This is a genomic window from Pseudomonas idahonensis (assembly GCF_037903935.1).
GTDB lineage: Bacteria > Pseudomonadota > Gammaproteobacteria > Pseudomonadales > Pseudomonadaceae > Aquipseudomonas > Aquipseudomonas danubii.
In genome coordinates this window covers 4,636,999-4,652,285 of sequence record NZ_CP149586.1, presented here as the reverse complement: position 1 = coordinate 4,652,285, position 15,287 = coordinate 4,636,999, and the positions used below count along the sequence as shown (strand labels likewise).

The following is a 15,287-nucleotide window of genomic DNA, read 5'->3' as shown; positions in this document are numbered from 1 at the left end:
CAGGCGCGTGCGATCGCCGCGCCTGATACCGCGAATCGGAGGTGGGTCATGTCGAAATTCGAGTCTCAAGCCATACCGGCATTGGGCAAGGGACGGCGCAAGAGCTTGAGCCTGGACCAATCCAGCCTGGTGACGTTTACGCCGCTGTTCGAGAACAGCTCGATTCCCCTGTTGTGTACGCCGAACGTTCCTGGCGTGGGGCTGGCGCAGTGGGCCGGGGAAAACCGCGAGCTGCTCCAGGAAAAGCTCGACCGGCACGCAACGTTGTTGTTCCGCGGCTTCGCGGTGCAGGACATCACCGAATTCAACCAGTGCGTCGATTCGATTTCCGGTGGGGCCCTGGAGTACCTGTTCCGGGCCTCGCCGCGGACCCAGATCACCAAGAAACTCAATGTCTACAGCTCCACCGACTACCCGGCCGTGGAAAAGATCTTCCCCCACAACGAGCACTCCTATTCCCCGGTGTTTCCGCTGCACCTGTATTTCTACTGCGACGTGCCGTCGACCACCGGCGGCGAGACGCCATTTGGCGACACCCGGCATTTGCTGGCGCGGATCGATCCGCAGGTGCGCGAAGAGTTCCAACACAAGCGCGTGCTCTATGTGCGCAACTATGGCGACGGCATGGGGCTGCCCTGGCAGACCGTGTTCCAGACCGACAACCGCGCCGAGGTCGAGGCCTATTGCGCGAAGATCGGCGTGACCCCTGAGTGGAAATCCGGCAACCGCCTGCGCACCCGGCAACAGGGCCCGGCCATGGTCCGGCATCCGCGTACGGGCGAGAGCGTGTGGTTCAACCATGCGACGTTCTTCAATGCCCTGACCCTGCCAGAGAGCATCCGCGACAGCCTGCTGGCGGAGTTCGCGCCCGAGGACCTGCCGCAAAACACCTTCTTTGGCGATGGCAGCCCGATCCCCGATGACTACATCACCCATCTGCAACAGCTCTATCGCGAGGTGATGGTGGAGTTTCCCTGGGAGAAGGGCGACGTCGTGATGCTCGACAACATCCTCACCCTGCACGCCCGCAACGAATATTCAGGCCCGCGCAAAATACTCACAGCCATGGCCGTCCCGCTGAAAAGCACCGACGTGGCCATTGGTTAAGGACATCAGCATGACCGACTTTTCCCCAGCAGAGACGTTTCAGATTTCGGCCCAGCAGGCCGCGATTCTTTCCCAGCAGCAGTACCTGGGCCAGCCGCTGGCGGCGCAGGCGCTCCTGTCCTTCGACACGCCGCCCGAGCGTGCTGTGCTGGAGGCCGCACTGAACGAGGTGTGCCAGCGCCACGAAATCCTGCGCACCCGCTACCGGCAGGTGCCCGGCTTCAAGCAACCGGTGCAGGAAATCACCCCCCAGGTGCGCCTGCGCCTGTCGCTGGAAACGGGGCGCAGCCTGCAACAGGCCCGTGCCGAGGATCGCCTGGCCCTGACCGAGGTGCCCCTGGTGGCCTCGCTGCTGGATCGCCAGTTGCTGGTCAGCGTGGCCCTGGCCAGCTGTGACCGCCAGTCTTTGGCATTGCTGATGACCGAACTGCAGCAACTGTGCGCGGGAGGGCAGTTGCCAGCGTTCGACAGCCTGCAGTACGCCGATTACGCGGCCTGGCAGAGCGAGCTGGGGGAGGAGGCGATCGGTCGCGAAGGCCTGCAGTTCTGGCGCACTCTGTATGCCGGACAGCAGCCGGGCGTGCGCCTGCCGTTCGAGCGCCGCCTGGACTTTACGCCGCAGTTGCAGGAATGCCGCCTGGACACCGATCTGGCACCGGCATTGCGCCAATTGGCCAGTGCGGCCGAGCTGAGTGTCGAGGACAGCCTGTTGTTCCTCTGGGCCGGTTTCCTCGCCGGGCTGAGCCAGCAGGACTCGCTGTTGGTGGCGCTGACCGTGGACGGTCGCAGCGACCAGTTGCAGCAGACCCTGGGCCATTTCAGCCGGCGCCTGCCCGTGGCCGTCACGTTGCAGCCCCAAGCCACCTTGCAGGACAACCTGCAGGCGTTCCGTCATCAGCTGGACCTGAGCCGCTCCTGGCAGGATTGCCTGAACGAGCTGGAAGCGTTCGGCGCCGAGCAACCCCGTCCCCTGGACCTGGGTTGCTCCTACAGCGAAGGCGCCGAGGTGCAGGAGCTGTTCCTCGATCAGGCGTGCTTCGAGAAGTTGCACCTGCAGGCCCGGGCCGAGGCCGACCAGCTGTCGCTGCAACTGAGCTGGCAGCCCCATCTGCTGGCCGACGGCCTGCCAGCCGCCTGGCTCGAACAATTCGCCCAGTGGCTCAAAGCGGCCGCTGCGGACAGCAGTCTCAGCCTTGAGCAATTGCCGTTGGTCAGCGCTGATCAGGCGCAACGCCTGTTGCAGGATTTCGATCGCAGCACGGAGCTGAGCGCCGCCGATGCACCGCTGCTGCACCAGCTGTTCGAAGAGGCGGCCCGGGCCTTTCCCGAGCGTGCCGCGATCCATGTCGATGGCCGGGAAATCACTTACGCCGAGCTCGACCGTCAGGCCAATCAGCTGGCCCACACCTTGCGCCAGCAAGGGGTTGCCAGCGATGCCATCGTCGGGGTCTATGGGGCGCGTTCCATCGAAATCGTGGTGGCCCTGCTGGGGACTCTCAAGGCCGGTGGCGCCTACCTGCCGCTGGACCCGGCCTATCCCAGCGAGCGCCTGTCCTTCATGCTCGAGGACGCAGCGGTGCGCTGCCTGATCAGCCTGCAACCCTTGCACCCGGACATCGTCTTGCCGGCCGAGCTGCCCCAGATCAGCCTGGACCCGCAGCTGTTGAGCGGCAGCGCCCAAGCGCTGCCGAGCCGCAGCACAGGCGATAACCTGGCGTACGTCATCTACACCTCGGGCTCCACCGGCAAACCCAAGGGCGTGATGGTGTCCCACACCAATGCCAGCACCTCGACCCTGGCCCGCGGCGCGTTCTACCAGGCGCCCCTGGACCGTTTCCTGATGCTGTCCTCGTTCTCCTTCGACAGCTCCGTGGCGGGGATCTTCTGGACCCTGAGCCAGGGCGCGACCTTGTACCTGCCCAGCGAAGAGCAGCACAAGGACCCGCAGCAGGTCGCCGAACTCATCGACGCGCAGCGGATTTCCCACTTCCTGGCCCTGCCATCGTTCTATGCGCAAATCCTCGAAGCCCTGCAGCAGCCATCACTGCGCTGTGTGATCGTGGCCGGCGAAGCCTGTCCGGTGGAGCTGGCCCTGCGGCACCGGGAACGGCTGCCCGAGACCTTGCTGGTCAATGAATACGGCCCTTCGGAAAGTGCGGTCTGGTGTTCGGCCTTCGCGGTGGAGCAGCCGCCTGTGGATGAGCGGGTGGCCATCGGTGGCGCTATCGCCGGTACGCGCCTGCGGGTGCTGGATGAAGAAGCCGAACTGGCCGGTATCGGTCGCGAGGGCGAGTTGTTCATCGGCGGTCCGGGCCTGGCCCGTGGCTACCTCAAGCGTCCGGCCCTGACTGCCAGCCGCTTCCTCCCTGACCCGTTCGCCAGCACCCCCGGCGCGCGTCTGTATCGCACCGGGGATCGGGTCAGCAGCTTGCCCCAGGGCACGCTCGACTACCTCGGCCGGATTGACTTCCAGCTGAAGATCCGTGGCTTTCGCATTGAGCTGGGCGAGATCGAGAGCCTGCTCGGGCAAGCTGCCAATGTGCGCGAAGCCGCTGTCGTGGCCCGGGACACGGCGGCCGGCAAACAGTTGGTGGCCTATGTGGTGCTGGCCCAGGTCGACGACCGCGAGGCCCAGGAGCAGGCCCTGCTGGCCCAGCTGCGCGAGCAGTTGCCCGAGTACATGGTGCCGTCGTTCCTCAGTGTCCTGGAGCGTTTCCCCCTGACCCCCAACGGCAAGCTGGACCGGAACGCCCTGAGCGCCCTGGAGTTGCAAGGCAGCGCCTATGTGGCGCCGCGCAACGAGCTGGAGGCCACCCTGGCCGCCATCTGGCAAGAGGCGCTGCAACTGGAGCGGGTCGGTGTGCATGACAACTTCTTTGCCCTGGGCGGCCACTCGCTGCTGGCCACGCGCATTCGCTCCAAGGTGCAAAGCGAGCTCAACCTGTCCTTGCCGCTGCGGGTGTTCTTCGAGGGCGAAACGGTGGAGCTGCTGGCCCGACAGGTCGAGCTGCATCGTGATTCCGGGGTGACAGGGGACAAGGTCGATGCCTTGGAAGCCCTGTTTGCGGAGGCCCAGGAGTGATGAATCCGTTACCCGAGCGCATGCTGGCGCTGTCCAAGCGGTTCGCCGCGTTCAGCCCCCAGGAGCGTAGCGCCTTGCAGCGCAAGATGATCGAGCAGGGGCTGTCCCTGGACCTGTTGCCGATCCCTGGGCGCAGCCAGGACCAGACGCTGATGTGCGCGTCCTATGCCCAGCAGCGCCTGTGGTTTCTCTGGCAACTGGAGCCGACCTCCAGCGCCTACAACCAATTGGCGGTGCTGCGCTTGCAGGGCGACCTGCAGGACGCCGATCTGCAACGCAGTATCCAGTACCTGATCGACCGCCATGAAGTGCTGCGCAGCACCTTCAGCCTGCACGGCCAGCAAGTGATGCAGGTGATTCATCCGCAGCGCGAATTCCTCCTGCAGCGCCTGGATTACAGCCACCTTGAGGACGCCGGCCCACAGGTGGCCGAACAGGTGGCGGAGCAGGGCGAACGCCCCTTCGACCTGGAGCACGACCTGCTGTTGCGGGCGACCCTGATCAAGCTCGGGCCCCAGGAACATGTGCTGCTGTTCTGTACCCATCACATCATCAGTGATGCCTGGTCGCTGCCGATCCTGGTGGGCGAGGTGACCAGCGCCTATGAGCACTGGCGCCAATACCAGCGCGCGCCGGACCTGGCGCCGCTGGCGGTGCAGTACGCCGACTTCGCCGTTTGGCAGCGCCTGTGGCTGGAAGCCGGTGAAGCCGAGCGGCAGTTGCAGTACTGGCGCGAGCGCCTGGGCAGCGAACCCTTGACCCTGGAACTGCCTCTGGACCGGCCGCGCCCGCCGGTGCGCAGTGCCCGGGGCGGGCGTCACGCCATGGTCTTCGATCAGGACCTGGACCGCGGTGTGCGCGAACTGGCCGCGAGTACCGGTTGCACCCTGTTCATGGTGCTGCTGGCGTCCCTGCAGGTGCTGCTGCAGCGCTACAGCGGTGCCCGCAGCATTCGCGTGGGCACGCCGGTGGCCAACCGCACGCGGGCCGAAGTCGAGGGGCTGATCGGCTTTTTCGTCAACACCCAGGTGCTGCAGGCCGAGATCGACCCGCAGCAGTCATTCAGTGCCTTGCTGGCCCAGGTCAAGACCCGGGTGCTGGAGGCCCAGGCGCATCAGGACCTGCCGTTCGAGCAACTGGTCGATGCCCTGCAGCCTGAGCGCAGCTTGAACCAGAGCCCATTGTTCCAGGTGCTCTACAACCACCTGGCGGGGGACAATGAAGGCGCGCGGGTGGAGATTCCCGGGCTGAAGATCGAGGCCCTGGCCAGCGACAGCGAATCCGTGCGCTTCGACCTGACCTTCAACACTCATGAAGAAGGCGGGCGCCTGCAGGGGGCGCTGGTCTACGCCAGCGACCTGTTCGACCCGCAGACCATCGAGCAGATGGCCCGGCATTGGCACAACCTGTTGCAGGCGGTGGTGCGCGAACCGCAGCGTCGCCTGGGCGAACTGCCCATGCTCGATGCTGCAGAGCGCACGCAGATACTGGAGCAGTGGAACCTCGGCAGCGCCTTTGAGCGTCCACCCCTGTCGGTACCGGCCTGTGTCGAGGCACATGCGCTGCGCAGCCCCGATGCGCCGGCCGTGGTCTGCGCCGGTCAGCAACTGACGTATCAACAGCTCAATACGCAGGCCAACCGCCTGGCGCGTCAGCTGCGCGAGCGCGGCGTGGGGCCGGATGTGCTGGTGGGCATTGCCGCGCAACGCTCGATCGAGATGATCGTGGGCCTGCTGGCGGTGCTCAAGGCCGGCGGCGCTTACGTGCCTCTGGACCCCGAATACCCCCAGGAACGCCTAAACGGCATGATCGAGGACAGCGGGATTACCCAGTTGCTGGCCCAACAGCAGCTGATCGGGCGTTTTGCCGATCTGCCCGGGCTCTGTATCGAGCCCCTTGAGGATTCGCCGGCACGCCAGGCCCTGAGTGGCGACAACCTCGAACCCCTGACGGCTCCCGGGCACCTGGCGTATGTGATCTTCACGTCCGGCTCCACGGGTCGGGCCAAGGGCGTGACCATCAGCCACGGCGCCCTGGCCAACTACGTGGCGGCCATTCATCAGCGTCTGCCGCTGGCGTCGGCCCGCAGCATGGCGCTGGTGTCCACGCCGGCGGCGGACCTTGGGCACACGGTGCTGTTCGGTGCCCTGTGCGGCGGCCAGGCGCTGCATGTGATCAGCGCCGATCTGGCGGTGGACGGTGCGGGCCTGGGCCAGTACCTGCAACAGCAACAGATCGATGTGCTGAAAATTGTCCCCTCGCACCTGGCGGCGCTGTTGGGTGAGGACAATGGCGCGGTGTTGCCACGTCAGTGCCTGGTGCTGGGTGGCGAAGCCTGCCCGGTGAGCCTGGTTGAGCGCATACAACGCCTGGCGCCGCAGTGCCGGATCGTCAACCACTACGGGCCGACCGAAAGCACCGTGGGCGCGCTGACCCAGGCCGTGGAGGGCGACTGGTCCCAGGCCGCGTCGATTCCCCTTGGCCGGCCACTGGCCAATGTCCGCGCCTATGTGCTGGACAGCGAAGGCCAGCCGGCCGCCGTCGGCAGCCTGGGCGAACTGTATCTGGCCGGTGCCGGACTGGCCCGTGATTACCATCGGCGTCCTGAGCTGACCGCTGCCAGCTTCATCCCCGATCCTTTCGACCCGCAGGGCGGTGCCCGTCTGTACCGTACCGGCGATCAGGTGCGCTACCGCCGCGACGGCAGCATCGAGTTCTGCGGGCGCATCGACCAGCAGATCAAGATTCGTGGCTTCCGGGTCGAGCCGGGAGAGATCCAGGCTTGCCTGCACAGTCATCCCTGGGTGCGCGAGTGTGCGGTACTGGCTCTGGATGGACCCCAGGGCAAGCAGTTGGTGGCCTATCTGGTGTGCCAGCCCGGGCTCGACCCGGATCAGTGCAAGGAAGGGCTCAAGCAGCACATGAATGCGCAGCTGTCGGCCCATCAGGTGCCCAGCCACCTGCTGTTGCTGCCGGCGCTGCCCCTGAGCCCCAACGGCAAGCTCGATCGCCAGGCTCTGCCGCGCCCTGAGCAGGGTCGTCCGCAGGACCTCTACCGTGCGGCACAGAACCCCGTGCAACAGACACTGGTGGATATCTGGCAGGAGGTCTTGAACCAGCCGCGGATCGGTATCAACGACAACTTCTTCGAACTGGGTGGCGACTCGATCATTGCCATCCAGATGGTCAGCCGGGCACGCCAGGCGGGCTTGCAGATTTCCTCCCGGGACGTGTTCCGCTGCCAGAGCATTCTTGAACTGGCAGCGGTGGCCAAGCAAGGCACGGCCTTGCTCATCGATCAGGGACCGGTGCGTGGCCCGATGCCGCTGACGCCGATCCAGCAGGTGTTTTTTGCCAGTGACATTCCCCAGCGCCAGCACTGGAACCAGTCGCTGCTGCTGACCCCACGCGAGCCGCTGCAGGTGCCGCTGCTGGAGCGCGCTCTGAACCAACTGCTGGTGCAGCACGATGCCTTGCGCCTGAGGTACCGGCAGCACGCCGGCCTCTGGCAGGCCGAACACCAGGAGCATCCCGAGCCGGTCAGCCTCTGGCGGCAGCGGGTGGCGGATGCCGCAGCGATTCAGGCACTGGGCCAACAGGCCCAGAGCAGTCTCGACCTGGAACAGGGACCGTTGTTGCGCGCGGTGCTGATGGACCTGGACGATGGCAGCCAGCGTTTGTTGCTGGTCATTCATCACCTGATGGTGGACGGCGTGTCCTGGCGGATTCTGCTGGAGGATCTGCAAAGCCTTTATCGGCAGTTGGCCGAGGGGGCGGCGCCGGTCCTGCCGTCCAAGACCAGTGCTTTCCAGGATTGGGCCGTGCACCTGCAAGACTGGGCGCAGCGCCTTGGGCACACCGACGAACTGGATTACTGGTGCCGGCAACTGGAGCAGGCGCCTCAGGGCCTGCCCCTGGACTATTCCGCCGGGGCGAACCTGGCGTGCCATGGCACGGCGATCAACGCCCGGCTGCCTCGGGAACTGACCAGCCAGCTGTTGCAGGAGGCCCCCAAGGCCTATCGCACACAGATCAACGATCTGTTGCTGGCCGCCCTGGCGCGGGTGATCTGCCGTTGGACCGGGCATTCGCAGATGCTGGTGCAGTTGGAAGGTCACGGGCGCGAGGAACTGTTTGCCGATGTCGACCTGTCGCGTTCGGTGGGCTGGTTCACCAGCCTCTATCCGCTGTGCCTGACGCCGGCGCAGTCACTCTCGGATTCGATCAAGGCGGTCAAGGAGGACTTGCGTCGGGTTCCGGCCAATGGCCTGGGTTACGGCGCGTTGCGTTACCTGGGGCAGGACGCGGTCCGCGAACGCCTGCAGGGGCTTGCGCAGCCGCGGATCACCTTCAACTACCTGGGGCAGTTCGACCAGAGCTTCGACTCGCAGTCACTCTTGGCTCCGGCGCCGGAAGCGGCCGGTGACGAACGTCACCGCGAGGCGCCACTGAGCAATTGGTTGACGGTCAACAGCCAGGTCTATGGGGGCGAACTGTCCCTGAGCTGGAGCTTCAGCCATCAGTTGTTCAAGCCGCAGACGGTTCAGCGCCTGGCCGATGATTACCTGTTGGAACTGCAGGCACTGATCGAGCATTGCACCCTGGACACCTCGGCTGGTGTCTCGCCGTCGGACTTCCCCCTGGCCGGGTTGAACCAGGCTCAGCTGGATGCGCTGCCGGTGGCCCCACGAACCATCGTCGACCTGTATCCCTTGTCGCCGATGCAGCAGGGCATGCTGTTCCACACCCTCTACGAGCAGGCCAGCGACGATTACGTCAATCAGGTCCGGGTGTCGGTGCAGGGCTTGGACCCGCAGCGTTTCCGCCGGGCCTGGGAAGATGCCCTGCAGGCTCATGACATCCTGCGTACCTCTTTCCACTGGCAAGCGGAGCTGGAGCAACCGGTGCAGATTGTCCAGCGTCAGCTGGCGCTGCCGTTCCGGGTGCTCGACTGGTCGGCCGGGCAGGCCACCGAGCCGGCCCTTGAAGCGCTGGCCGGCGAAGAGCGCAGCCTGTGTGCGCATTTCGATCGTGCACCGCTGTTGCGCCTGTGCCTGGTACAGACCACGGCCCAGGACTACCAACTGATCTACACCAACCACCACATCCTGATGGATGGGTGGAGCAGTTCGCAGTTGATGAGCGAGGTCCTGCAACGCTACGCCGGGGTGGTGCCGCCACAGGCTCCGGGGCGTTATCGCGACTACATCCAGTGGCTGCAACGCCAGGACCTGAGCGCCTGTGAAAGTTTCTGGCGCGAGCAACTGGGGCGTTTGTCGACCCCGACCCGCCTGGCGGGCAGCATCGCCCTGGAGAACCCGGGCGCGGATGCCGGCCATGGCGAGTTCCACCATGATTGGACCCAGCCGTGGACCGAGCGCCTGGTGGCCTTCGCCCGGCAGCAGAAAATCACCGCCAACACCCTGTTGCAGGCGGCTTGGCTCCTGCTGTTACAGCGCTATACCGGACAGAGCACCGTGGCCTTTGGCGCGACGGTGGCGGGGCGTCCTTCGGAGCTGCCGGGGATCGAGCAGCAGATCGGTCTGTTCATCAATACCTTGCCGGTGATCGCCACCCCCGATGCGCAGATGAGCGTGGCACAGTGGCTGCAACAGGTGCAGGCGCACAATCTGCAACTGCGCGAATACGAACATACGCCGCTCAACGATATCCAGCGCTGGGCCGGCAGCAGCGGTGAAGCGCTGTTCGATACCCTGCTGGTCTTCGACAACTACCCGGTGGCCCAGGCCCTGGAGCAGGAGGAGGCTTCCAGCGTGCGCTTCGGTGCCGTGCAGAGTCGTGAACGCACCAACTATCCGTTGTCGGTGGCGGTGGCGCTGGAGCAGCGCCTGAGCATCAGCTACGGCTATGCCCGGGAGGCCTTCAGCGCGGCGGTGATCGAGCGCCTCAACGGCCATCTGCTGCACCTGCTGGCGCAGCTGATTGATAACCCCCAGTTGCAACTGGGCGCCATCGAGCTGCTGACCCCGGCCGAGACGGCGAGCCAATGCGTAGCGCCCGTCGCGCCGGGGATCGAGCCGGCGGTACACGAGAGCATCGGTGCCCTCGCACAACGCTGGCCGGAGCGTCAGGCGGTGCTGTTTGCCGGGCAGCGCTTCACTTACGGTGAACTGGATCGCCGGGCCAACCGCCTGGCCCATGAACTGGTGGCCCGCGGGGTCGGCCAGGAGGTCCGGGTCGGCGTGGCCCTGCCCCGGGGCGAGGGGCTGCTGGTGGCCTTGCTGGCGGTGCTCAAGGCCGGCGGTGCCTTCGTGCCGCTGGACCTGAGCTACCCAGCCGACCGCCTGGCCTACCTCATGGCGGATTCCGGCATGGCCCTGTTGCTCAGTGACAGCGAGTCGTTGCAGCGCCTGCCTTCGGCCGCCGGTCTGGCGGTGCTCGATCTGTCGCGCCTGGAGGTCGGGCAGCATCCGCTGACCGCGCCTGCGGTGACGGTGGCGCCAGAGAGCCTGGCGTATGTGATCTACACCTCGGGCTCCACCGGGCAGCCCAAGGGCGTGACCGTGGCCCATGGTCCGCTGGCGATGCACTGTCGCACCACCGGCGAACGCTATGGCATGACGCCCGATGACTGTGAACTGCACTTCCTGTCGTTTTCCTTCGACGGCGCCCATGAACGCTGGCTGACCGCCTTTGTCTGCGGTGCCAGCCTGCTGCTGCGTGACGACAGCCTGTGGACCCCGGAGCAGACCTGTGAAGCGATTCGCAGCCATGGCGTGACCATGGCCGGCTTCCCGCCGGCGTACCTGCATCAGTTGGCGGAGCATGTGCAGCGGGTCGGCAATCCGCCGCCCATGCGCCTCTACAGCTTTGGCGGCGATGCCATGCCTCAGGCCAGCTTCGAGCTGGTCCAGCAGGTGTTGCGTCCCCAGTACATGATCAACGGTTACGGGCCCACCGAAACCGTGGTCACGCCGCTGGTGTGGAAAACCGCTGCCGGTGAGCCTTGCAAGGCTGCTTATGCGCCCATCGGCCATTGCGTCGGCGAGCGCAGCGCCTATGTCCTGGATGCCGATCTCAATCCCTTGCCAGTGGGGGTCGCCGGAGAGCTGTACATCGGCGGCAATGGCTTGGCGCGAGGCTACCTGAAGCGTTTCGCCCAGACCGCCGAGCGCTTTGTTCCCGATCCCTACAGCCCCTTGGGGGGACGCCTGTATCGCACCGGGGATGTGGTGCGCCAGGGCAGTGACGGGGTGTTCGAGTACCTGGGGCGTATCGACAACCAGGTGAAGATCCGTGGCTTCCGCATCGAGCTGGGTGAAATCGAAGCGCGGCTGATGGCTCATGAGCAGGTCAGCGAGGCGGTGGTCCTGGCCCAGGACACCGCCCATGGCCGGCGTCTGGTGGCTTATCTGGTGACGGCCGCGACCGCGCTTGAGGACGAGCAAGACCAGGAAAGGTTGCGTGAAACCCTGCGCCAGACGTTGAAGGCCTGCCTGCCCGATTACATGGTGCCGTCCTATTGGCTGTTCCTCGAACGCTTGCCGCTGTCGCCCAATGGCAAGCTGGATCGCAAGGCGCTGCCCATGCCGGAAATGGCCCAGGCCAGCCACGCCTATGTGGCACCGCGCAGCGATCTGGAGAAGCGCCTTGCACAGATCTGGCAGGACGTGCTGAAGCTGGCGCAGGTCGGTCTGACCGACAACTTCTTTGAGCTGGGCGGGGACTCGATCATCTCCCTGCAGTTGGTCAGTCGAGCGCGTCAGGCCTCGATCCGCTTTACCCCCAAGGACCTGTTCGAGCAACAGACCATCGGAGGGCTGGCGGCGGTGGCGCAGTGCGGGGTGCAGGACGACATCGACCAGGGACCGGTGACCGGCGACATGCCGCTGCTGCCGATCCAGCGTCTGTTCTTTGCCGAGCCGATTCCCCAGCGGCACCATTTCAATCAGTCGGTGCTGCTGATTCCGGCCACGCCCTTGAACCCGCTGGCCCTGAAGCAGGGCTTGCGGGCCTTGCTTGAACATCACGACGGATTGCGTCTGCAGTTCCAGCAGGGGAGCGCAGGCTGGAGTGCCAGCCATGGTTCGCTGGATCAGTCCGGGCCCGGTCCGGACCTGTTGTGGCAGGCCGAAGCCGCCAACGCCGCCGAGCTGGAGCAGCTCTGCGAGAAGGTCCAGTGCAGCCTCGACCTGCAGCGCGGGCCTTTGTTGCGGGCGCTGTTGGTGACCCTGGCGGACTCCACTCAGCGCTTGTTGCTGGTGGCCCATCACCTGGTGGTGGATGGCGTGTCCTGGCGCCTGCTGTTCGAAGACCTGCAAAGTGCCTACACCCAGGCGCTGGCCGGGCAAGCGCTGCAGTTGCCTGCCAAGAGCAGTTCTTATCAGGCCTTTGGCCGACGCCTGCAAGCGTATGCCCATGGGCCCGAGGCCCAGGCCGAGCTGGCCTACTGGCGCGCGCAACTTGCGGGCGCACAGGCATCGTTGCCTGGGGTCGAACCCGGCACCCAGGCCTTGAGCCGCGACGCCGGCAGCGTGCAGGTCCAACTCGATGCCGCGACCACGCAACGCTTGCTGCAACGCGCTCCGGCCGCCTACCGGACCCAGGTCAACGACCTGTTGCTGGCGGCCCTGGCCCAGGTCATGGGGCAGTGGACCGGACAGCCTTCGACCCTGATCCAGCTGGAAGGCCACGGGCGTGAGCAACTCTTCGAGGACCTGGACCTGAGCCGTACCGTGGGCTGGTTCACCTCGGTGTTCCCGGTGCGCCTGAGCGCCGGGGACAGCGCCGAGTCTTCGATCAAGCGGATCAAGGAACAGCTGCGGGCGATCCCCAACAAGGGGATCGGCTACGGTGCCCTGCGTTACCTGGGGGATACCGCCAGTCGCGAGGCGTTGCAGGGGCTTGCCCAGCCTCGGGTCACCTTCAACTACCTGGGGCAGTTCGACGGCAGTTTCGATGATCCTCAGGCGCTGTTCATTCCGGCGCCCGAGGCCCATGGCGCGGATGCCAGTATCGATGCGCCCCTGGGCAACTGGCTGTCCATCAGCGGCAAGGTGTACGACGGTCAATTGCGCCTGGACTGGAGCTTCAGTCAGCGCATGTTCGACAGTGCGCAGATCGAGTCACTGGCCCAGGACTATATCCAGGCGCTGCAGGCACTGGTGGAGCATTGCTGCCAGGCCCGCGGCGGCGTCACGCCATCGGACTTCCCGCTGGCGCGGCTGACTCAGGAACAGCTCGACGCCCTGACGCTGGTGCCGGCGCAGATCGAGGACATCTACCCATTGGCGCCGATGCAGCAGGCCTTGTTGCAGCATGAGTTGCAGGACCATGAGGCGGGGGATTTCGTCAACCAGATGTGCATGGATGTGCAAGGCGTCGACCCGCAGCGACTGCGTCAGGCCTGGCAGCAGGCCATGGATACCCATGAGATCCTGCGCAGCCGTTTTGTCTGGGGCGGGTCCCTGGTGCAGCCACTGCAGGTGGTCCACAAGCAGGTCGAGGTGCCGTTCCAGGAGCTCGACGGCACTGTGTTGAGCAGCGATGCGCTGGAGCGTCTGGCCCTGGCTGACCGGCTCAAGGGCTTCGACCTGGCCCAGGCGCCGTTGCTGCGTCTGCAGGCGATCAAGCTGGGGGAGGGACGCTACCGGCTGATCTGTACCAACCATCACATCCTGTTGGACGGCTGGAGCGGGTTCCAGTTGTTCAACGATGTGCTGGCGGCCTACACCGGGCAGGCAATCAGTCACCGACCGGCTGGCTACCATGACTACATTGCCTGGCTGCAGGCCCGTGACCAGCAGGCCGACGAACGCTTCTGGCGTGAACAGCTCAAGCCACTGAAGGTGCCGACCTTGCTCAGTGCCTGCGCGATGGCCCAGGGTGATCGGCAGCGGGGGGGGCATCGCCAGCATTACTTCGAATTCGACGAGGCCCAGACCGAGCAACTGACTCGTTTCGCCCGGCAGCAGAAGATCACTGCCAACACCCTGGTGCAGGCGGCCTGGCTGTTGCTCCTGCATGTGCATTGCGGTCAGTCGACGGTGGCCTGCGGCGCCACCATCGCCGGACGCCCGCCACAGCTCAAGGGCATTGAGCAGCAGTTGGGGCTGTACATCAACGATGTGCCGCTGGTGGCCCGTATCGAGCCAGAGCAGTGCGTGGGTGACTGGCTGCAAGCGCTGCAAGGACGCAACTTGCTGATGCGTGAGCATGGCTACAGTGCCTTGAGCGATATCGAACGCTGGGCCGGGTTGCCGGGCGGGGAGTTGAGCGACACGGTGATCGTGTTCGAGAACTATCCGGTCAGTGCGGCGTCGGCCGGTGGTGATGTCGGTGATTTGCGTCTGGAGAGCATGCACAGTTTCGAGCAGACCAGTTCGGCGTTGACCTTGTATGTCGAGCTCAAGGGGCAGTTGCAGTTCCACTATGACCATCGGCTTGAGGCCTTTAGCGAGGCGGCGGTGCAGGGGGTGAATCTGCAACTGGTGCAGTTGCTTGGGGTGTTGGCAGATGGTTCGCCGGCGCGCTCGCTGGCGCAGGTGTTGGCGCAGCTGGGTGGGACTCGGTCTCAGCGGGAGGTGCGGGTGGGGGCTTAGGTATAGGACATTGGAGTGAAGGGCGGGAGGGCAGGTGACTGTTCTCCCGTTTTTTTTGGATGGGGGAAATCTGGTGGTGGTTGGGCTTTTGCGGCGGGGGTTGGAGTGCAGATCCATTGCTGCGGGGGTGCTGGCTGGCGGTTAGGGGGCTTATCCATTGCTGCGGGTGCGGCGGCTGGCGGTTTTGCCCTTACGGCGAGTCACTTTGGGGCCCCAAAGTAACCAAAGGGCTTTGCCCCTCCACTCGGTGCCTCGCCTAGGCTCGGCATGCCCGAACGCAGGCATTGATCCGTGGGCCGCCGCCACCGGCCATCCTTGGCCGGGTGGCGGCTAACCCGGCATCCCTGCCGGGTTACCCACGGCTCAATGCCTGCGTTCGGCCATCGTGGTTAACGGGGCGTTCAGATCAAGAGCGTGACGGCGGCCTGCCGGCCGGCCTGAAGCTAAGGGTGGGGTGCGTTTGTGTAGGAGCTGGCTTGCCAGCGAAGGCGTCCGCCCAGGCGACGCATGACTTGCGGGCCTCTTCGCCGGCAAGC

At 65.5% G+C, this 15,287-nt stretch carries 3 protein-coding genes; all 3 read left to right on the top strand.

What is annotated here, in order from left to right:
* The first annotated feature begins 48 nt into the window (after positions 1-48).
* From WIN67_RS20860 to WIN67_RS20850, 3 genes are read left to right on the top strand one after another with little or no spacing between them, the layout of a single operon-like run.
* The gene (locus WIN67_RS20860; RefSeq protein ID WP_102880138.1) at positions 49-1,107 is read left to right on the top strand and encodes a TauD/TfdA family dioxygenase; all 1,059 of its coding nucleotides are present in this window, start codon (positions 49-51) and stop codon (positions 1,105-1,107) included.
* Between the two features lie 10 nt (positions 1,108-1,117).
* On the top strand, positions 1,118-4,189 hold the full coding sequence (locus WIN67_RS20855; protein ID WP_339069983.1) for a non-ribosomal peptide synthetase: 3,072 nt from the start codon (positions 1,118-1,120) through the stop codon (positions 4,187-4,189).
* The gene (locus WIN67_RS20850) at positions 4,189-14,751 is read left to right on the top strand and encodes an amino acid adenylation domain-containing protein (protein ID WP_339069982.1); all 10,563 of its coding nucleotides are present in this window, start codon (positions 4,189-4,191) and stop codon (positions 14,749-14,751) included. The genes WIN67_RS20855 and WIN67_RS20850 overlap by 1 nt, the downstream gene beginning before the upstream one ends.
* Positions 14,752-15,287: the final 536 nt, after the last annotated feature.